Origin of the sequence: Pseudomonas sp. NPDC087615 (assembly GCF_044743445.1) — a bacterium.
Taxonomy (GTDB): Bacteria; Pseudomonadota; Gammaproteobacteria; order Pseudomonadales; family Pseudomonadaceae; genus Aquipseudomonas; species Aquipseudomonas baetica_A.
Genome location: NZ_JBIUWM010000079.1, coordinates 1 through 19,207, shown reverse-complemented (window position 1 = coordinate 19,207; position 19,207 = coordinate 1). Strand labels below are relative to the sequence as shown.

Sequence of the window (19,207 nt, the reverse complement as noted above, 5' to 3'; positions counted from 1 at the left end):
GAACTATTACTCCATCGGCCGAAAGACTTGGCGCAAGCGGAGCAAATGGTGCGAGAAGCGATCCTGATCTACAACCAGGAACGCCCGCACCTGTCATTAAAATACAAAACGCCCGATGCAGTGCATCGGGCGTTGGGGTGAAACAGGTGTAAACCTATTTCAGGACTAGACACGGCGGTTTGTCAGTCAAGAATCAAATGCGGCAGAAACCGGCTTGAATCCTTGGTGATCAGGCTGTTGTCCTCACGCACGCCAATCCCCGCCGCCTGATCGCCAATCACCCAGGAGCCGATCAGCGTGTAGCTGTTATCGAACTTCGGCAGTGGTGCGAACTCCTGAAGGATAAATGGCGCATCGGTGTAGGGCCCATCTTCTTTGACGATCAGACCTTGCGCCGTTTGCAGTTCGATGTTGGCACCTTCCCGGGAGAAGTACGGTTTGCGCACCCAGCCTTTGGGCACGGCGCTGGCCGGATTCGGGTCGAGGTGCGCCGCGAGCAGATTCGGATGGCCTTTGTGCAACTCCCACAACAGCGGCAGTGCGCCTTTGTTCGACAGGATCGCTTTCCACGCTGGCTCGAAAAACTGCGTATCGCACTCGGCAATCGCCGCGCCGAACGGTTCATGGAAGATGAATTCCCAGGCGTGCAGCTTGAACAGGTGCGGGATCCAGCGATCTTGCAGGTCGACAAAGCGGCCCTCGGCAGTCAGGCCAATGTCTTCGATGTCGATGTGTCGCGATTCGATGCCGACCTTTTCCGCGATCAGTCGCAGGTAATCCGTGGTGCCTTTATCCTCGACCGAGTCTTTCATTGAGGCAAAGTAGAAAGGTCGCTTGAGCTGCAACTCGGCAAAGGCTTGATGCAGCTTGGTGTCGATGCTGTTGAACTGGTCGGCATGGCTGGGCAGCGTGCCGCGCTCAATGCATTGCTCCAGCCAACCCCACTGGAACGCCGCCGCCTCGTAAAGGCTGGTTGGCGTGTCGTAGTTGAGTTCCAGCAGTTTCGCCGGGCCGTTGCCGCTGTAGGAAAAGTCCATCAGCCCGTACAGATGCGGATGACCTTCCAGCCAGGACGTTCGGATCATGTCGTAGTACGAAGCCGGGATGCTCAGGCGATTTAGCAGTTCTTCGCTGTGTACCACGCGGTCGACCAGGTCCATGCACATCTCGTGCAGTTCGGTGGTCGGGTCCTCGAGATCGTTTTCGATCTGCGCGAGCGTGAACTGGTAATACGCGCTTTCGTCCCAGTAAGGCTCGTCGTCGATGGTGTGGAACATAAAGCCGAGGCTCTCGGCCGTTTGTTTCCAGTCGGGGCGCTCGGCGCAGTGGACCTTTTTCATCGTCAGCTGCTCGAGCGGCCGGAACTGCTGCCCCAACCACCCCAACCGCTGCGGGCGCTGGACTGGCTGCCAAAACCGCCACGGGAAGTGGAGGAGGCGACGTTCACCGGTTTGCTTTTGCTGCTCTCGTAGTTCGGTTGGCTACGAGGTGCTGACTCGATTCTTTTGGACTGCGTCGAGGTGTTGTAGGGCTGGCGCGTATCGCGGTCGCGATAGACCGTGCGATTCGAATTGTTGCTCATCGCGTTGCCGATCAGCCATCCACTCAGCCAACCGTTGCCGCCGCCACCCGAGGTGTGGGAAGTGTTTTGCACATTCTGGGCAGCCGTCGTATCACCGGCTGGCATCTGCGTATCGGCGATGGCGTCGAGATTTTGTGGGGTTTCACCGTTCTGCGGTACTTTGAAACCGCCGAGTTTTGGCACGAAGCGGCCGTCGGAGTTTTTCTGACACCAGTCGGCGGCAAAGTCCGCGTCGCACTTGGCTTTGTCGTCGTACGCCGGCGCGATGCGCCGGTGTTCGGTGAGCGCCGCGACGTAGGCGTTGGAGCAGACGTCGGCTGCCACCTCGGCATCGACGCATTGCTCAACACTCTGGAAATTGCGTGGCTGATCCACCGCTGCCGCTTCGCCGGAAATGACCATGGCCACCGACGCTGCGAGGGACAACTGAACGTATTTGCTTCGTTTCATCTAAGGCTTCCTGCCGATCAGTTGGACGGTGTCATGCACGCAGCGTTGAGCATGCCAACGCTGATCGCTACCGCTGCGACGTAGATGCCGGAGGCGATTTCACCGTTGGCGATGCGCTGGGAAGTGCCTTTGAGCACTAGGCCAGTGGCGAGAAACGCCAGCAGTTGCACTACTGCGGCAATCACGGCCCAGAGCACGAAGTCGAGGACGTTGACCGAATAGGCGATCACGTTGCTGGCAGGAATGGCGAAACCGATGATTGCACCGGACAGCGCAATGGCAGCGGCCGTGTTGCCGGAGCGGATCAGCTCGAATTCTTTGTGCGGGGTGATGCGCGTGTAGACGAATTGAAACAGCATGAACAGCAACACGGCGCCGATCAGGTAAACGATGAAACCGGTCAGAGCGGTTTTGTTCAGCGAGACGGCCAGCACTTCCAGCATGAAAAACTTCCTTATTTAAATGGTGCTCAGGTCAGTCGTGTACAGCGAAATGCCGAGCGAGGTGCTCAGGCTGACGGTGCCTTCTTCGTCCTGTTCGACGGAGAACAACAACAGCTCGCGACGATCGGTCAGGCCGGTCTCGCGGGCGTAAAGCATGGAGTGGTGTTCGATGGTGTAGCTCTCGTCCGGGTTGACCACGTGTTCGGTCAGCGGCACCAGTTCGGTCTGGCCTTGTTCGGTGCCCCACTCGCGGGTGTATTCGACACCTTCGTGGGTGTAGGTCGGCAAACCGATCAGGCTGTTGGGGCCGGCCAGTCGCTGCAGTTCGGCGTCACTGTTGACGGTCACGTAACTGAGGTAGTTGAACAGTGTGACCGATTCGACCTGGTCGTCTCCGGTGACGTGGATCTGTACCCAGAAATCCTCGTCGTTCATGTAATAGCGGTGCAGTTTGTTGGACTGGCCGAGGTCGACCCAGCCTGCGCTCCAGATCGCCTGATCGAAGGGGACTCGTACCGAAGTCGAACCGTCGAGCAGCAGGGCCAAGGTCGAATCGAATCTGACGCCCTTGCCTGAGGCCATCCCGAATGGGCCGCTGGCAACGGTGGATGTTGGCGCAGCGGTCTGCCAGTTGCTGGTGCCCAGCAAATCTTTAAACCATCCCATGGGTACGTTCCTTGAAGCGGGTGGAGGTGTTCGTCGTAAAAAGCGCCGCTAGTGTACCGGGCCGAGCGTGAACGAGAAGTATGATTTCAAGCTGTAAACCACGTGGGAGCGAGCCTGCTCGCGAAGAGGGCGTGCCAGTCAACATTAATGCCGTCTGATATTCCGCTTTCGCGAGCAGGCTCGCTCCCACAGGTTTTTGCGTCGGTGCTTACTGAGTCGATTTTTGCTTCAGGCGCTCAAGAATCGCATTCGCGCTGCCTTCGTTCGGCGTGATGCCGGCGTCGCGCAGTTTACGATCCAGGTCGTTGCCGGTTGAAGCGTCCGACAGTTCATCGGCCGCATTCAGTTCGGCAGCGCGTTGCTGCTGCTTGGCTTGCAGGCGGTTCAGGGTGCCGACCGCGGTTTCCAGTTTGCCGTTGGCGCCGCCGCTGGCGATGGACGCGCTGACCTGAGCTTTCTGCACGCTGTCACGGGCCTTGGCCATGTCCACTTGTTGGCGCAGGCTCTTGATCCGGGCTTCGGCCTTGTTGATGTCCTTGCGCATGTTGTCGGCATAGTTGCCGAACTCGTCGCTTTGGGCTTTTTCGGCGGTCAGGTCGTTGGTCAGGGTCGAAATCGCTTCGGCCACTTCCATCGCCAGGTCTTCACGGCCGGCGTTCAGGGCCGAGACAGCCTTGGCTTCCAGATCCTTGATCTTGGCCTCGTACTCGCTCACGCGGTCGGCGGCCAGCTTGTGCTTGGCCATGATGGTGATCAATTCGCGACGGGCGTTCGACAGCGCGGTGTCGGCGTCACGGATTTCCTGGTCGAGGATGCGCAGGGCCTGTTGGTCGACGATCGCTTCGCCGACTTCATTGGCGCCGCCGCGCAGTGCGGTGAACAACTTGCTCCAGATGGACTGAGTCATTGGATATTCCCTGTTGATTACTTGAAGAAGTGTTCGAAGGCTTCGCTGGCGCGCTGCACGTTATCGACGAGGGTTTTCACCTCGGTCACCACGTTGGTCAGGCTCGAGTCGGCGCTGAGGGCGCCAAACATGTTGTAGACGGTCTGCCCGTTCGGCATCGACTCGATACCGATCGACGACAGCGGGAACATTTCGCGGCTACGCAGCACGGCGTCGTTGAAGGCGCGCACGTCGGTGATCGAATCGATGTCCACCAGCACGGTGTCGACGATGATCTGGGCGCCGGCCAGTGCGATGTGAATCGGCAGACCGCCGAATTCGTTCATTTCCAGCTTGATGCTGGGTTCGGAGCTCTGGACCAGAGACATTGTGATCTCTTGCGAAGCGACCTCGTCCAGGGCCTTGAGGGCGTTGAAGAGGCTGTCGATATTCCAGTTGTTGCCTGCGCTCATGTAATTCTCCGACATGAATGAGCCAGCCAGAATCGGTTGGCGTAGCTGTTGCTCCATTTGCTTGAGCAAGCTTCGGTTTTCCGGAAGCACCCAAGTTTCGTGTTTCACATAACCGGCAGCCGCCAGGCCCGCACGCATCTGCTTCATATAAAAGCTGGATGGTTTTTTCGCGGACGGTTTTGAGCGCACTCCCTTTGGGTCTGACGCGGTAGCGGGGGAGCGGCTTTTCATGGCATTGATTCCGTTATGAACATCTCACGCGTGGGCCACACTACAACCAATTCAAAGTGCCATCAATGGCTCACGCGTGAGATTTTTCTGGCGCTCGCAAAAACGCCCGCAACGGGGCGGGCGCAGGTTTTTTGCAAAGTGTTGCCGTGTGGGTCAGCGCTGGAGGAACTCGTCGGTAGACACCACGCTGGCGTAAGCGAAGCCCAGGGATGACATGAAGGCCGCATGGACGTGGGCTGCCGGTACGGTCGTGCCGTTGAACTCCAGATCGCGGCTGGCGCAGGCGTCGTGAATCACTGTGACGTCATAGCCCAGATCCGCCGCCGCACGGGTGATGCCGTCGATGCACATGTGGCTCATGCTGCCGACCACCACCAGTTCCTTGATGCCTTTTTCTTCCAGGATTGATTGCAGCTCGGTTTCACGGAACGAGTTGACGAAATGCTTGAGCACTACGGGTTCATCGGCGCGATTGAGTACTTTCGGATGCAGCTTGGCGCCGTCGGAACCGGGGGTGAAAAACGGAGCGTCCGGCGAGGTGAATTCGTGGCGGATATGTACCACTGAATCGCCCGCTTCACGGAAGGCAGCGATCAGTCGCGCGGCGTTGTCGGCAGCGGCGTCGGCACCTGTCAGCGGCCATTTGCCTTGGGGGAAGTAGTCGTTCTGGATATCGACTACGATGAGCGCTTGCTTGGCCATGGGTGTGTCCTCGATGGATTGGCTGGAAGTGTCTTCAGTATTGGCGCTGCCGAGCGAATCGAGGATTGGCCGCACCGACAATAGACAGGGGAAAACTGACAATGGGCGCACAAAGGGCTGCCGTGGCCGAGTTGGGCGTGCTGATTTATCCCGGCGCGCAAATGGCGGCCGTGCACGGTTTGACTGATCTGTTCGCGGTGGCGAACGGGATAGCCGCCGAGCATGAGGCTGCGCAACTGCCGTTACTGCGGGTCAGTCATTGGCAGGTTGAGGGCGATCAGACGCCGAAGCGGGTTTTCGAGAGTTGCCCGGGTGTCGACGGGGGTCTGCTGGCGGTGCTGATTCCGCCGTCCATCGCCGGTTTTTCCTCGGAGCAAATTCCGGCCAGACTGGCGCAATGGTTGCGCGAGCAACATGCAGGCGGCGCGACATTGGGCGGTGTCTGTGTCGGCTCGTGGTTGCTGGCAGAAAGCGGTCTGCTCGACGGCCGCAGCGCCACCACGCACTGGACGTCGGCCAAGGACTTCGCTTCACGTTATCCGAAGATCAAGCTCAAGGCCGACGCGCCGATTGTCGATGACGGCGACCTGATCACCACGGCCGGACTGATGGCTTGGTCGGAGTTGGGTTTGCGACTGGTCGATCGTTTGCTCGGGCCGAGCATCGCCACCGGCACCGCGCGCTTTCTGGTCATCGAACACCGCAATAGCGCCAGAGAGTGCGGCAGCAATTTTGCACCACTGCTCAGTCATGGCGACGCCGCCATTCTCAAGGTTCAGCATTGGCTGCAAAGCACTGGCGCGACGGATGTTTCGCTGACTGCAATGGCCGAACGCGCGGGGTTGGAGGAGCGCACATTCCTGCGCCGCTTCCGCGCCGCGACCGGGTTGAAACCGACCGAATACTGTCAGCATTTACGCGTCGGCAAGGCACGCGAGATGCTTGAATTCACCAACGGTACGATTGATCACATTGCGTGGAAGGTGGGGTATCAAGACCCGGGAGCGTTTCGGGCGACCTTCAAGAAGGTTACCGGGCTGGCGCCCAGTGATTATCGAGCGCGGTTTGGTGTCACTGCGCCAGTGAAAACACCGAGTACCTGATTGGGGGGCTGCTCATGACGAAGCCGGCAGCCTCAAAACAACATCAGGAAGGCGTCTTTTCGATCTGCAGCGCTTTGGCCTTGGCCTCCACCACCAGATACATCACGAGTGTAATCAACAACGGCAACAGAAAATAAATCGCCCGATACGCCAGTAGCCCCGCCACCAGACTGCCCCGCGACGCTTCGTGTTGCAGCAGTGCAACGAACACTGCTTCCAGTACGCCCAACCCCGCCGGAATGTGGGTAATGACCCCGGCAATCGCACTGATCAACAGCACGCCAAGCACCAGCGGATAATCGAGTTTGCTCGGCAGCAAGGTGAAGATCACCGCCGCCATCAGCGACCAGTTCAGCGCGCCCAGCAGCAGTTGGAGCATTGCCATGCGCAGCGACGGCAGGTTGATTTCTACGCCGCGAATCGACCACTCGCGGCGCTTGGAGAACTGGCACGCGGCCAGATACCCGGCACTGATGAACAGCAACACCACACCGATACCCTGCAGCGCTGTGGTGCTGACTTTCCAGCCCGGCGGCATGCTCACCAGTCCACTGCTGAACACCACGCCCGCGATGGTCATGTAGCCGAACCAGTTGGTCGCCAGGCTCAGCCCAAGGATTTTGGCAATGTTGCTGTTGCTCACGCCCAGACGCGAGTACAGCCGATAGCGCATGGCTATGCCGCCAACCCAGGCACTCAGATTCAGGTTGAACGCATAGCTGATGATCCCCACCGGCAGGATCTGTTTCCAGGTCAGGTCCTGGCGAATGTAGGTGCGGCCGATCAGGTCGAAACTGGCGTACGTCAGAAAGCTCAGCAGCGTCACGCTGGCGGCGATGATCAACGTGCGCAGCTTGAAATCGGCGAGAGTTTCCAACACGTCGGCCCACTCGATACGGCGGGCGAAAATCGTCAGCAATACGATCAGCGCGAGGAAAAACAGCACGGTCAACGGACGTTTCCACTTGCTCCAGCGTGAGTGCGCGGCTGGCGCTGCATGGCCGGTCGATTGCGCTTGGGTATGACTCATGAGCGGTCACCTCGGAACGGCTTGAGCCTGGGTTTATGCGCCGGCAACCAACCGGCCATCGCCGGGAAATGCCGCAGAAAGTGGAACACCAGAAAGCCCACCGTCATGTGCCAGATCCGTCCGCGTGGAACCATGGCCGGATCTACCGTCTGACAATGGTTGAGGCTCAGGTTTTCGAGGCGCTCGAACAGGTCACGGTTAAAGGCGCGATCCCGGATCACTACGTTGGCTTCCAGGTTCAACGACAGACTGAGCGGGTCAAGATTGCTTGAGCCGACAGTGCTCCAGTCCTCATCCACCAGCGCGACTTTGCCGTGCAGCGGGCGCTGACAATACTCGTGGATTTTCACTCCGGCCTTGAGCAGATAGTCATAGGTCATGCGCGCCGCGATTTTGGCCACCAGCACATCCGGTTCACCTTGCAGAATCAGCCGAACATCGACGCCGCGCCGCGCCGCATTGCGAATTTCCTTCAGCAAGCGGTAGCCGGGAAAGAAGTAAGCGTTGGCGATCACCACCCGCCGCTGAGCACTGCGCACGGCCTGTAAATACACGTCTTCGATGTCGGTGTGGTGCTGGTTGTTGTCGCGAAACACCAGGCGCACCTGACCATCGTGATCGGTGAAGGCCATTTCTGTCCGGCGCTGCCGGCGGCGTTGCCACCAGAATCTGGCACGTCCGGGGCGCCCGCTTTGCAACAGCGCGAAATGGTGAATGTCCGCCACGGCCGGACCCTGAATTTGCACCGAATAATCCTGCTTGGCCTCGGGGCCGAAGTCGGCCAGGTGATCGCCGGAAAAGTTGATCCCGCCAATGAATGCAACCGTGCCGTCGACCACCACAATCTTGCGATGCAGGCGCCGAAACCAGTTGGTGCGAATGCCCAGATGTTTGGGGGCCGGATCGAACATCTGCAGATAGACGCCGGCCTCACTCAGTGCGGTGAGGTAGCCGGTGGTCAACTCGCCACAACCGAAACCGTCGAGACTGACGGTAGTGCGCACGCCACGGCGGGCGGCGTCGATCAGGATTTCCTGCAACTCCTCGCCGACCTTGTCCTCGAAAACGATGAAGGTCTCCAGCAGGATCTCACTCTTGGCTGCACGCATCGCTTCGAACACGTGCGGGAAATACGCCTCGCCGTTTTCCAGCAGTTCGATGCGGTTGTTGCTCTGCCAGCCGTATTCGACATCGACGTGCCCGGGCTCGCGTATCGGCGGGGTGATGTTCACCGATTCCACGGCGGATTTCTCCAGGGGGGCGCTGTTCATAGTTCGATCTCCACCGATAACGGTGCGTGGTCGGAAAGGTGGGACCAGGGCCGGTTCGCCAGGACTTTTGGCTGATGGGCCTTGAGGTTGCGCACGTAGATGCGGTCCAGTCGCAGGGTCGGCAGACGCGCGGGAAAGCTGCGCGCCGGTTTGCCGTGATGTTCGGCGAACACTTCCCGCAAGCCGCAGGGCTTGAGCAATGCGTCGGCACGCTGGCGCCAGTCATTGAAATCACCGGCGACGATTACTGGTGCATCGTCTGGCAGTTCGGCAAGGCGCTGCATCAACAAGCCAAGCTGGGCGTTGCGATGGCTTTCGCGCAGGCCCAAATGCACGCAGATCGCATGTACCTCGGTGCCGTCGCCGGGCAGGCGCAGCACGCAATGCAACAAGCCACGGTTTTCGTGGCCGCTGATCGAGACGTCGAGGTTGTCATGGCGGATGATCTGGAATTTCGACAGCACAGCGTTGCCGTGATCGCCCTCCGGATACACCGCATTGCGCCCATAAGCGAACTGCGGCCAGAGGCTGTCGGCGAGGAATTCGTACTGCGGCATCGTCGGCCAGTTGTTATAGCGCTTGGGATGATGTTCGTGGGTGCCGTGGACTTCCTGCAGGAACACCACGTCTGCGGCCACGCTGCGCACCGCTTCGCGCAACTCCGGCAGGATGAACCGTCGATTGAGTGCGGTGAAACCCTTGTGCGTGTTAACCGTCAGCACGGTGAAGTTGCGCACCGATGGCGCGACGACCGATCCTTCATCGGTGAAACCGACCGGTTCTGGAATGCTCATGGCAGCCCCCGCGAGGCGAATGCCAGCCCCTGAGGGGCGAAATCCCCGCGCCACGGGGCGTAGCGCCAGCCGAAAATGCCGATATGAATCGTTGCCATGCCGCCCTCCCGTCGAAAGTCCCCGTACAGCCTCAGTCTGTTGATGACTGCGCGCGGTTCGGGAAAGTTTCGATGGCTTTACGGACGGTGCATTTTCGAGAAACACCGCACACCCCGTGTGGGAGCGGGCTTGCTCGCGAAAGCGGTGGAGCATTCAGCAACGAGGGTGACTGACACGACGCCTTCGCGAGCAAGCCTGCTCTCACGAAATGTGCGTGCGCCGCAGCACCGGTGGCGGACAGCGATGGGGCAGTTGCTCGTACACAAATTCCGGCCATCGACACTTTACGGGTGACGGTTGCGCACTAAACCCGCAAAATGCAACGATTCCGGCAATTATCGACGACGGGGCCACAAGCATCGTCGCCAAAGCCATCGTTCCAATCAGACTGGGCCTGCTGACTCTATGCGAATGCGCCTTATGTTACTGGGCGGCGGAAATGCCCTTGGGCAGGCGCTGATTCGCCTCGGTGCGGAAGAAGACATCGGTTTCCTCGCCCCCCGCCCGCCCGAAGACGGCTGGGATGCCGCGAGCCTGACGCAACTGCTCGACGACACTCGTCCCGATGCGTTGATCAACCTCGCCTACTATTTCGACTGGTTCCAGGCCGAGACCGTCAGCGAAAGCCGTATGGCCGGGCAGGAGCGCGCTATCGAGCGTCTGGCCGAATTGTGCCGGCACCACAACATCGTCCTCGTGCAACCGTCCAGTTATCGAGTGTTCGACGGCTCACGCGCCACCGCTTACAGCGAAAAAGACGAACCGGTGCCGTTGGGCTTGCGTGGTCAGGCCTTGTGGCGCATCGAGCAAAGTGTGCGCGCAGCGTGTCCGCAGCATGTGTTGTTGCGTTTCGGCTGGCTGCTCGATGACAGTCCGCAAGGCAGCCTCGGGCGTTTCCTCGCCCGTGCCGAGCAACCCGAAGAATTGCTCCTGGCTGATGATCGTCGTGGCAATCCGACGCCAGTCGACGACGCCGCGCGGGTGATCATTTCGGTGCTCAAGCAACTCGATTGCGCCGCGCCGCTGTGGGGCACTTATCACTACGCCGGCCACGAAGCGACCACACCGCTGGCGCTGGGCCAGGCGATTCTGACCGAGGCCCGCAGCCTGCACGCGCTGGCCATCGAAGCACCGACCCCCCAGGCTCACGCCGCGCGGCCGGACGCCGCCGAGGAGCCGCAACACGCGGTCCTGGCCTGCAAGAAAATTCTGCACACATTCGGGATCAAGCCGCGCGCCTGGCGTGCCGCGCTCCCGGGCTTACTGGATAGGTTTTACCGACATGGCTGAAGGGACTGTTTTAATCACCGGCGGCGCTGGTTTCATTGGCTCGCACCTGACCGACGCACTACTAGCCCACGGTCATTCGGTGCGGATTCTCGATGATCTGTCGACCGGCAAACGCAGCAATCTGCCGCTGGACAATCCCAAGGTCGAGTTGATTGTCGGTGATGTGGCTGACGCAGTGCTGGTCGCCCAAGCGATGCAGGGTTGCAGCGCCGTAGCGCACCTGGCGGCCGTGGCCTCGGTGCAAGCGTCGGTGGATGACCCGGTGAAGACTCACCAGAGCAATTTCATCGGCACCCTGAACGTTTGCGAAGCCATGCGCCTGGCCGGGGTCAAGCGTGTGTTGTACGCCTCCAGCGCGGCGGTGTACGGCAACAATGGCGAGGGCGAATCAATTGATGAAGACACGCCCAAAGCCCCGCTGACGCCCTACGCGTCGGACAAACTGGCCGGCGAGCATTATTTTGATTTCTATCGCCGTCAGCACGCTTTGGAACCGGTGGTTTTCCGTTTCTTCAACATCTTCGGCCCACGCCAGGATCCGTCCTCACCGTATTCCGGGGTCATCAGCATCTTCAGCGAACGTGCGCAGAAAGGCTTGCCGATCACCGTGTTCGGCGATGGCGAGCAGACGCGGGACTTTCTGTATGTCGAGGATCTGGTTGACCTGTTGGTGCAGGCGATCGAGAGGCCTGAAGTGGAAGTCGGTGCGGTGAATGTCGGCTGGAATCAGGCGATGAGCCTTAAGCAGATGCTTGCGGAACTGAAAACGGTTGTCGGTGAGTTGCCAGCGGTCAGCTTCGGCCCGGCCCGCTCCGGCGATATCCGCCATTCGCGGGCGAACAACACCCGGTTGCTGCAGCGTTTCAAGTTGCCCCGGCAGACGCCGATGAGCGTTGGCTTGGCGCGGTTGCTCGGAAAATAGCATTACCGCAGACATGAAAAAGGCGCCCTTCAACAGGCGCCTTTTTCACGGCCGGAATTTGTCGCTATCCCTGTGGCAAGGGGATTTTTCCCCGGTCAACCGCACAGCAGTTGCCGTCAGTTTGAAGTCTGCTCACCACCAAGCCTCATTCACCACCACGTGAACGTTGGGTAAATCGACTTAGAACTTATAGCCCAAACCCACCATGTAGATGAACGGATCCACATCCACGTTCACCCGTGCCCGGGTACCCGGCGCCACTGCGTTGTTTTCCACCGTCGCGCGGGTATCGATGTCGATGTAGCGCACTTGGGCGTTGAGCATGATTTTGTCGGTCAGCATGTAGTCCGCGCCGACCTGCCAGGCCAGGCCCCAGGAGTTTTTCGCCTTGAAGTTGCTGAAACCGTTGGCGCTGGCTTCGCTGCCGACGTGCTCGTCGTAGATCCAGGTGTAGTTGATGCCGCCGCCGACATACGGTTGGAACGGCGACTTCGAATCCAGCGGGTAGTAGACGACGCTGAGGGTCGGTGGCAGGTGTTTCAGTGTGCCGAGCTTGCCATTGGCTGCTGCCAGGCCGGTGCCTTTGAGCTTCACGTCATGTTCGAACGGCGTGGCCGCGAGCAACTCAATGCCGACGTGGTTGGTGAGCATGTAAGCGAAGTTCAGGCCCAGTTGAGTGTCGCTGCTCATGGTCGCCTTGCCGCCCAGATTGGTGCCGCTCAACGGACCCTGATCGACCTTGACGCTGGAGCTGTCGGCCTTCGGGTTGACGGTGATTGCACCGGCACGGATCAGGATGTCACCGGCATCGTGGGCGTGGGCGAGCGGGGCTGCGAGCGCGAGGGCAAACAGCGAAGCGCTGAGCAAGGACTTGTTCATGGGGGCTCCGAAAGGACGTTAAAAATGTTTGATGTCCTATGGTACGAAGCCAACTGATACGGTCTTTTGACTCAGCTCAATGAAACAGTGAAGGGGCTGATTTCTGTGGAACCTTGCATCAACACAAATCCCCTGTGTGAGCGGGCTTGCTCGCGAAAGCGTCCACTCAAACAACAGGCAACTACCGGGACTCACTCCGGCAGTTCATACACATAAATCTTGTCCGCCTCCATCTGGTACCCCGCATCCGCCAGCTCGCTGCTTGAGGCTTTGACCTGCAACGGCCCCTCGACCCAATACGGCTGATACAGCTCATCAAGCTTCACGCCCAACTCACTTTTCACATGCACGATCTGGTTCGACGGCGGTGGCGGAACATGGATGCAGGCACCGAAGTACGGGACTAGCAAAAAGTCCGTGGTGCGTCCTTCTTCATTCACTTCCAGCGGCACGATATACCCCGGCAGTCGAATGTTCTGCCCATTGAGTGACTGCACCACCGGGGCGTCGGGCAAATCCTGCTTGGCCGCTGGCGCCGACTCGGCGGACAACGCATCGCTCATCTTCGACAGGTCATGCAGCGGCGTCATGTTGGGCACTTCCGGCGCGGCGTCCGGCGGGATCATCTGCGACCAGGTCAGGTCTTTCGGCGCCGCCGCCCACACGGGCAGGGCGACCAGTAACAGCAGCGCGAGCATGGCGCGGGGCATGGTGAACATCCTCATAAACGGATCGACAGGCCATCGGCCAAGGATTGGCGATACGCGCGCCAGGCCGGCACGCTGCCCATCAGCAGCGCGGCCGCCAGAATGCCACCGAGCAGCGTCCATTCATACTCGCTCGGCCACGCCAGCGGCAGATACAAACCGTAATTGGCTTGCACGTAACCCTGCGCGGCGGCGATGCCGATGTACAACAACGCCAGCCCAGCGATCACCCCGGCCAACGCCAAGGCAAAGGCTTCCAGCACCAGCAGGCTTGCGATGTGCCACGGCCTCGCACCGACCGAACGCAGAATCGCCATCTCGCGACGGCGCTCGTTGAGGCTGGTGAGAATCGCTGTGAGCATGCCGATCAACCCGGTCAGCACCACGAACAGGGACACCACGAACAGTGCTTTTTCAGCGGTGCTCATCAGGCTCCACAACTCCTGCAACGCCACGCCCGGCAGAATCGCCAACATCGGTTCACCACGGAATTCGTTGATCTCGCGTTGCAGCGCAAAGGTGGAAATCTTGCTGTTGAGGCCGAGCATGAACGCGGTGATCGCTTGCGGTGTCAGGTCCATGTTGCGCGCCTGATCGGCAGTGATCCGCCCGTTGCCCCGCGCCGGCACGCCGTTGTGCCAGTCGATGTGGATGGCCTCCATGCCGCCAAGGCTGATGTGCAACGTACGATCCACCGGGGTGCCGGTGCGTTTGAGAATGCCGACCACGGTGAACGGTTTGTCGTCGTGTTTGACCAGACTGATTGCCGCCACGCCGTGGGCCAGCACCAGTTTGTCGCCGAGTTTGTAGTGCAGGGCATCGGCCACTTCAGCACCGAGCACCACCTCGAACGGATCGGTGGCGAAGGCGCGCCCCTGCGCGAGTTCCAGGTGTTGCCGGCGACCGTACTGGTAATGCTCGAAATACGCTTCGCTGGTGCCCATCACCCGATAACCGCGATGGGAATCGCCGAGGGACATGGGGATCGCCCATTTCACTTTCGGGTTATTGGCGAAGTGTTCGAAGCTGTCCCAACGGATGTTGTTGGTGGCGTTGCCGATGCGGAACACCGAGTACAACAACAGATTCACCGAGCCGGAACGGGCGCCGACGATCAAGTCGGTGCCGCTGATGGTGCTGGCGAAACTGGCTTTGGCCTCGGTGCGCACGCGCTCGACGGCCAGCAGCAAGCAGACCGACAGGGCGATGGCGAACGCGGTCAGCAAAGCGGTAAAGCGGCGGTTGGCCAGGCTGGCCATGGCCAGACGAAACAGATACATCTCAGACCTCGGCAGACGTGGCGGCGCGATTGAGCTCGGCCAGGGACAGGTGACGGTCGAACAGCGGGGCCAGACTCTGGTCGTGACTGACAAACAGCAGGCTCGAACCGGCCTCGCGGCATTCGGCGAACAGCAAGCGGATAAAGTTTTCCCGAGCGTCGTAATCCAGCGCCGAGGTCGGTTCGTCAGCGATCACCAATTCTGGCTGCCCGATCAAGGCACGGGCGGCGGCGACTCGTTGTTGCTGGCCGATCGACAGTGAGTCGGCGCGACGGCTGAGGATGCGCTCGTCCTTCAGGCCCAAGTGGGCGAGCAGGGTGGCGGCGGCTTGATCGACGCTGCCATGGCGCTGTTTGGCCCGTTCGGCGCGCAGTCTGGAGAAGTGGCAGGGTAGCTCGACGTTCTCGCGCACCGAGAGAAATGGCAGCAAGTTGAACTGCTGGAAGATGTAGCCGGTGTGATCGACGCGGAACGTATCGCGGGCACCGGCGGAGAGTGCGGTCAGCTCCTGGCCGAGCAGGCGAATGCTGCCGCGATCGGGTTTCTGTACCCCGCCGAGCAAGCCAAGCAGGGTGGTCTTGCCGCTGCCGCTGGGGCCTTTGAGGAACAGGGTTTCGCCCGGTTCCAGGCGAAACGCCGGGATGTCCAGCAGCGGCGGGTGGCCGGGCCAACTGAAGCCCAGGTCGGACAGTTCGATGAGTGCTTGGGTCATGGCGCCAGTTTCATGGAGTGAACACATACCCCCTTGTGGGAGTTTCGCAGTAATCAGAACTTAAGCGCGGCAGCCTTGGCCGTTACTTCAGTGCCTTGCTGGCCGCTGGCGCTGATCAGTTGTACCTGAATTTTCTGGGTCGCCGGGAAGGTGTTGAAGATGTTCGCCAGATCCAGCGTCTTCAACGCGCCCGGGGCTGTGCAGTTGAACTGATAGTGAGCATGGATTTCGCTGTGGTCGTGGTGATGTTCGTGGCCGCCCTTGTCGGCTTCATCGTCGTCATGATCGTCGGCCTGCGGCGTGTCACCGAACAGCGGGCTTTCCAGTTCCTGGCTGACCACTTTGCAACCGGCAGCGGCAGGCAGGTTGAACAGCACCAGCGGTTTTTCGAGTTGCGCGCGGGCGGCGGCGACTTTGGCCTTGTCGGCCTCCGTGGAGGCAACGTGTTCGAAGCCGACCAGATTCATCGCCGGGCTTTCCAGTTCCAGCTCCAGTGTTTGCCCGTCGAGCGCAGCATTCAGGCGACCGACACCATGTTCATGCGCACCGAGGCTACCGTGCTCATGGTCGTGATCGTGGTCATGCTCATCAGCAGCATGGGCGATGGCCAATGGCAACAGGGCAAACGGCAAAGCGAGCAGCAGACGACGCATGACGGTCTCCGGGAAGTAAAGTGAAGAGTTTGTTATGTAATCTTATAACGAAAGTGCGCAGAGTTTGCCCGTGCGCTTGGCGTTACACAAGTCCCGTGGGAGCATGCGTGTCAGAAAAGTGCGGGAGCGAACTCAATGTTGCGGATACGCGGAACCGTCGGCGAGGTGCCGGTGGATTTGACGGTGGAACTGGATGACAGCGACTGGGCGCGGCTCGGTTCGGCCATGAGCGGGCAGTCGCAGGCGGCGCAACCGCAGAGCGCAGCGGCGCCAGCGGTGAAACCGTTGAATCAAGACGATGCCTTGTGGCAGGTAGCGCAGGATTTGTTGCGCAAGGCCGGGCAACTCAGTGGCCCGGATCTGCTCGATCAGTTGGAAGGACTGACCGGCAGTGCGACGGCGGGCAAGCGCCTGCTGGTGCGCTTGCGGCACAGTTCGGACGTAAAAGTGGCGAGCGGCGGGGATACGCCGCTCTACAGCTGGATCGAGTGAACGCTTAGTACAGCGCAGCAAACATTTTGCGTCGGTAGGCGGTCACCAGCGGGTGATCGTTACCGAGCAACTCGAACACCTGCAGCAAGGTCTTGTGCGGCAAGCCTTCGGCATAGCTGCGGTTGCGGATGAACAGCTTGAGCAACGCCTCCAGCGCCGCTTCGTATTGCTGGCGAGCGAGTTGCTGGATCGCCAGTTGATACACCGCCTCATCGTCCTGCGGATCTTTCGCTAGCCGTGCTTTCAGGTCGGCGGCATCGGGCAGGTCGCGGGCAAGTCCGAGGAACTTGATCTGTGCCTTGGCCCCGGCCAGCGCGGCTTTGTGCTCATCGCTCTTGACCGCGTCGAGCACCGTTTGCGCTTCGCTCAGTTCACCGCGTTCGGTCAGGCAACGGGCGTACAGGATCAGGGCCTTGGCGTTGGTGTTGTCGTCATTGAGCATGACCACCAGCGCCGCTTCGGCATCGGCAAAGCGGCCGTCATCGAACAGTGCCTGAGCCTGTTCGAACGGATCGGCTGCGGCAGGTGGCGGCATCTGCACATGGGGTTCGAGCAAGGCGCGTACGGCGGATTCCGGTTGTGCACCGGCAAAACCGTCGACCGGTTGACCGTCCTTGAACAGCACCACGGTCGGCAGGCTGCGAATACCGAAGCGGTCGACGATGTCCTGCTCGATATCGCAATTGACCTTGGCCAACAGCAGCGCGCCCTGATAACTCTCGGTAATGCCTTGCAGCATCGGCATCAGCGCCTTGCACGGCGCACACCATTCGGCCCAGAAATCCACCAGCACGGGTTTATTGAAGGAAGCCTCGATCACCGACTGATCGAAATCGGCAGTCGTGGCGTCGAAGATGTACGGCGTTGGCTGACTCATGGGAGATCTCGTAAAAGCGTGGATGGGGCAACTATAAGGCTTGGTGGGGTGTGGCCGGAAGCGGGGCAGGTTTGAGAGATGTGTCGCCTGACAGAGCGCTTTCGCGAGCAAGCCCGCTCCCACACTGGATTGATGTCGTTCACAAAACCCTGTGGGAGCGAGCCTGCTCCGGGCGGCGTTCCGACGAAGCCTTTAGTCACGCCGCGCGTGGTACAGGCTGACATGCCGAAATTCCTCAGGTTCGGCCAGATCCGGCAAGGTCATGGCCTCAAGCATTTCAATGCGCTCGTACAACGGATGGCGAAAGTCCCGAACCCGCGAATCCGCCACCAGCGCTTCGCGGCCCCGGCTGAGAAACGCATCGAGCAACGGCAGATTCGCCCGGTCGTACAACACATCCGCCACCAGAATCAGATCAAAGCGATCCGCCTCGGCAAAGAAATCCGTCGAATAACCCATCTGCACGTCATTGAGTTCGGCATTCGCCCTGCACGCGGCAATCGCCAGCGGATCGAGATCGCAGGCCACCACTTCCAGCGCCCCGGCCTTCACCGCCGCAATCGCGGCGATGCCGGAACCGGCGCCGAAATCCAGCACGCGTTTGCCGCGTACCCATTCGGGAAACTCGGCCAGATAACGCGCCACCGCCAGGCCGCTGGCCCAGCAAAAACTCCAGTACGGCGGCTCGTACAGAATCCGTTGGGTTTCTTCCTGGCTGAATTCGCGCGCCATGTTGTCGCCATCGATCAGCCACAACTGCAAATCGGTGTCCGGCAACGCACAGGCTTTCAGCCTGGCGTCGCCGAGCAGTTCACCCAATGCCTGTTGCAGGTCGAGCGGTGCATTCATGGTGCTTTGACAAATTGCAGTTGGCCCAGTGCCTGAGTGGTCGGCTGGGTAATGGTTTGTGACGGCAGATGCAAAATCAACTGACCGGACTGGCTGGCGCGGCCACGCAATTCAACCCGCGCCCCGGCCGGAAAAGCCTCGGGGTTGAAGCGCACATGGAACGGCAGAATCTGGTTGTTGCCGATCAGGCTGGAACTGGCGAGCAATTGCTGCGGGCGATCCTTCTCATCGATCACCAGCAGCGCCAGTTCGACTTCGGCACCGGCCGGCACGCCTTGCAGGGTGCCGCTCAGTTCCCGTTGATAAGCCGGCAACGGGCCGAGGTCAGCCGCTTCTTTGGCTTTTTTCTGCGCCTGTTGTGGCGCCGGGCCCGGCGTTGGGGGCTGAGGCTTGGGGGCGTCGCTGCCGCAGGCCACCAGCAGGCTTAAAAGACTGAGCAAAACGAGCGGACGTAACGGCATTGGCAGCTCCGGAAAAATGAAATCCATGGATCAAACGATCATGCCCGTCTGTATACCGCAAACCCTATGGCTTGTCTTGCCACGGGGATGCGCTACCATGGCCCTCCCTTTTTTTGTTGCCAGCCACCATGCACTGTCCCTTCTGCGGTGCCAACGACACCAAGGTCATCGACTCGCGTCTGGTCGCCGAGGGCGAACAGGTGCGCCGCCGGCGTGAATGCCTGGCCTGCGGCGAGCGTTTCACGACATTCGAGACGGCCGAACTGGTGTTGCCGCGCCTGATCAAAACCGATGGCAGCCGCCAACCGTTCGACGAAGAGAAACTCCGCGCCGGCATGCAACGCGCCCTGGAGAA

The 19,207-nt window shown here is 60.3% G+C and carries 23 protein-coding genes and 2 pseudogenes; 6 read left to right on the top strand and 19 right to left on the bottom strand.

Features of this window, described 5'->3' with window-relative positions:
* A partial coding sequence (locus ACIOU6_RS25775) for an integrase core domain-containing protein (RefSeq protein ID WP_401138219.1) occupies nt 1–141 on the top strand: 141 nt, incomplete at its 5' end.
* A 41-nt stretch (nt 142–182) separates the two neighbouring features.
* Here ACIOU6_RS25775 and ACIOU6_RS25770 read toward each other — a convergent pair.
* From ACIOU6_RS25770 to ACIOU6_RS25740, 7 genes are all read right to left on the bottom strand, one after another.
* The gene (locus ACIOU6_RS25770; protein WP_401139353.1) at nt 183–1,340 is read right to left on the bottom strand and encodes a glutathionylspermidine synthase family protein; all 1,158 of its coding nucleotides are present in this window, start codon (nt 1,338–1,340) and stop codon (nt 183–185) included.
* A 2-nt stretch (nt 1,341–1,342) separates the two neighbouring features.
* Entirely contained in the window at nt 1,343–2,032 is a 690-nt protein-coding gene (locus tag ACIOU6_RS25765) for a DUF1190 domain-containing protein (protein ID WP_221730269.1), read from the bottom strand.
* 17 nt (nt 2,033–2,049) lie between these two features.
* Nucleotides 2,050–2,475 (bottom strand): DUF350 domain-containing protein, encoded by a 426-nt coding sequence (locus ACIOU6_RS25760; RefSeq protein WP_221730268.1) that lies wholly within the window; start codon nt 2,473–2,475, stop codon nt 2,050–2,052.
* A 15-nt stretch (nt 2,476–2,490) separates the two neighbouring features.
* Nucleotides 2,491–3,141, bottom strand: a complete 651-nt coding sequence (locus ACIOU6_RS25755; RefSeq protein WP_401139351.1) for a DUF2491 family protein — start codon at nt 3,139–3,141, stop codon at nt 2,491–2,493.
* 208 nt (nt 3,142–3,349) lie between these two features.
* A complete protein-coding gene (locus ACIOU6_RS25750; protein WP_221730266.1) occupies nt 3,350–4,048 on the bottom strand; it encodes a PspA/IM30 family protein in 699 nt (232 codons plus the stop codon).
* 17 nt (nt 4,049–4,065) lie between these two features.
* Entirely contained in the window at nt 4,066–4,647 is a 582-nt protein-coding gene (locus tag ACIOU6_RS25745; protein WP_401139349.1) for a YjfI family protein, read from the bottom strand.
* 237 nt (nt 4,648–4,884) lie between these two features.
* Nucleotides 4,885–5,433 (bottom strand): cysteine hydrolase family protein, encoded by a 549-nt coding sequence (locus ACIOU6_RS25740; protein WP_221730264.1) that lies wholly within the window; start codon nt 5,431–5,433, stop codon nt 4,885–4,887.
* 101 nt (nt 5,434–5,534) lie between these two features.
* Here ACIOU6_RS25740 and ACIOU6_RS25735 point away from each other — a divergent pair, with 101 nt between their 5' ends.
* On the top strand, nt 5,535–6,536 hold the full coding sequence (locus ACIOU6_RS25735) for a GlxA family transcriptional regulator (protein WP_401139347.1): 1,002 nt from the start codon (nt 5,535–5,537) through the stop codon (nt 6,534–6,536).
* A 43-nt stretch (nt 6,537–6,579) separates the two neighbouring features.
* Here the strand turns inward: ACIOU6_RS25735 and ACIOU6_RS25730 are convergent, their stop codons facing one another.
* The 4 genes and pseudogenes from ACIOU6_RS25730 to ACIOU6_RS25715 form a co-directional block, all read right to left on the bottom strand.
* Nucleotides 6,580–7,566, bottom strand: coding sequence for a lysylphosphatidylglycerol synthase domain-containing protein (locus ACIOU6_RS25730; RefSeq protein ID WP_401139345.1), 987 nt, complete (start codon nt 7,564–7,566; stop codon nt 6,580–6,582).
* Nucleotides 7,563–8,837: a cardiolipin synthase ClsB gene (gene clsB, locus ACIOU6_RS25725; protein ID WP_401139343.1), complete on the bottom strand. Its 1,275-nt coding sequence runs from the start codon at nt 8,835–8,837 to the stop codon at nt 7,563–7,565. The genes ACIOU6_RS25730 and clsB overlap by 4 nt, the downstream gene beginning before the upstream one ends.
* Complete coding sequence (locus ACIOU6_RS25720; RefSeq protein WP_221730260.1) at nt 8,834–9,631, bottom strand: endonuclease/exonuclease/phosphatase family protein; 798 nt, start codon at nt 9,629–9,631, stop codon at nt 8,834–8,836. Before ACIOU6_RS25720 ends, clsB begins: the two co-directional genes overlap by 4 nt.
* 2 nt (nt 9,632–9,633) lie before the next feature.
* A pseudogene (locus ACIOU6_RS25715) lies at nt 9,634–9,729 on the bottom strand (DUF72 domain-containing protein); the annotation flags it as partial.
* 406 nt (nt 9,730–10,135) lie between these two features.
* On the opposite strand from ACIOU6_RS25715, the gene ACIOU6_RS25710 reads away from it, so the two are divergent.
* Both ACIOU6_RS25710 and ACIOU6_RS25705 read left to right on the top strand, forming a co-directional pair.
* Complete coding sequence (locus ACIOU6_RS25710) at nt 10,136–11,020, top strand: sugar nucleotide-binding protein (protein ID WP_401139341.1); 885 nt, start codon at nt 10,136–10,138, stop codon at nt 11,018–11,020.
* Entirely contained in the window at nt 11,013–11,942 is a 930-nt protein-coding gene (locus tag ACIOU6_RS25705; protein WP_221730258.1) for an NAD-dependent epimerase/dehydratase family protein, read from the top strand. Before ACIOU6_RS25710 ends, ACIOU6_RS25705 begins: the two co-directional genes overlap by 8 nt.
* Before the next feature lie 180 nt (nt 11,943–12,122).
* Here ACIOU6_RS25705 and ACIOU6_RS25700 read toward each other — a convergent pair whose 3' ends face one another.
* From ACIOU6_RS25700 to ACIOU6_RS25680, 5 genes are all read right to left on the bottom strand, one after another.
* Nucleotides 12,123–12,821 carry an OmpW family protein gene (locus ACIOU6_RS25700; RefSeq protein WP_221730257.1) on the bottom strand — a complete coding sequence of 233 codons (699 nt, stop codon included), beginning with the start codon at nt 12,819–12,821 and terminating at the stop codon, nt 12,123–12,125.
* Between the two features lie 191 nt (nt 12,822–13,012).
* On the bottom strand, nt 13,013–13,531 hold the full coding sequence (locus ACIOU6_RS25695) for a DUF3299 domain-containing protein (RefSeq protein WP_221730256.1): 519 nt from the start codon (nt 13,529–13,531) through the stop codon (nt 13,013–13,015).
* 11 nt (nt 13,532–13,542) lie between these two features.
* Nucleotides 13,543–14,808 (bottom strand): ABC transporter permease, encoded by a 1,266-nt coding sequence (locus ACIOU6_RS25690; RefSeq protein ID WP_221730255.1) that lies wholly within the window; start codon nt 14,806–14,808, stop codon nt 13,543–13,545.
* Between the two features lies 1 nt (nt 14,809).
* Entirely contained in the window at nt 14,810–15,520 is a 711-nt protein-coding gene (locus ACIOU6_RS25685; protein ID WP_339538025.1) for an ABC transporter ATP-binding protein, read from the bottom strand.
* 53 nt (nt 15,521–15,573) lie between these two features.
* Nucleotides 15,574–16,173 (bottom strand): DUF2796 domain-containing protein, encoded by a 600-nt coding sequence (locus ACIOU6_RS25680; RefSeq protein WP_401139339.1) that lies wholly within the window; start codon nt 16,171–16,173, stop codon nt 15,574–15,576.
* Between the two features lie 135 nt (nt 16,174–16,308).
* On the opposite strand from ACIOU6_RS25680, the gene ACIOU6_RS25675 reads away from it, so the two are divergent.
* Complete coding sequence (locus ACIOU6_RS25675; protein WP_221730252.1) at nt 16,309–16,665, top strand: hypothetical protein; 357 nt, start codon at nt 16,309–16,311, stop codon at nt 16,663–16,665.
* Between the two features lie 4 nt (nt 16,666–16,669).
* On the opposite strand, the gene trxA is transcribed toward ACIOU6_RS25675, so the two are convergent.
* The 3 genes from trxA to ACIOU6_RS25660 all read right to left on the bottom strand — a co-directional run bounded on the left by trxA (nt 16,670) and on the right by ACIOU6_RS25660 (nt 18,852).
* Nucleotides 16,670–17,542, bottom strand: coding sequence for a thioredoxin (gene trxA / locus ACIOU6_RS25670; RefSeq protein ID WP_401139336.1), 873 nt, complete (start codon nt 17,540–17,542; stop codon nt 16,670–16,672).
* Nucleotides 17,543–17,734: 192 nt separating this feature from the next.
* Nucleotides 17,735–18,391, bottom strand: a complete 657-nt coding sequence (locus ACIOU6_RS25665) for a class I SAM-dependent methyltransferase (RefSeq protein WP_401139335.1) — start codon at nt 18,389–18,391, stop codon at nt 17,735–17,737.
* Nucleotides 18,388–18,852 (bottom strand): YbaY family lipoprotein, encoded by a 465-nt coding sequence (locus ACIOU6_RS25660; protein WP_401139333.1) that lies wholly within the window; start codon nt 18,850–18,852, stop codon nt 18,388–18,390. Before ACIOU6_RS25660 ends, ACIOU6_RS25665 begins: the two co-directional genes overlap by 4 nt.
* Nucleotides 18,853–18,980: 128 nt before the next feature.
* Between ACIOU6_RS25660 and ACIOU6_RS25655 the strand changes: the two are divergent.
* A pseudogene (locus ACIOU6_RS25655) lies at nt 18,981–19,207 on the top strand (transcriptional regulator NrdR); the annotation flags it as partial.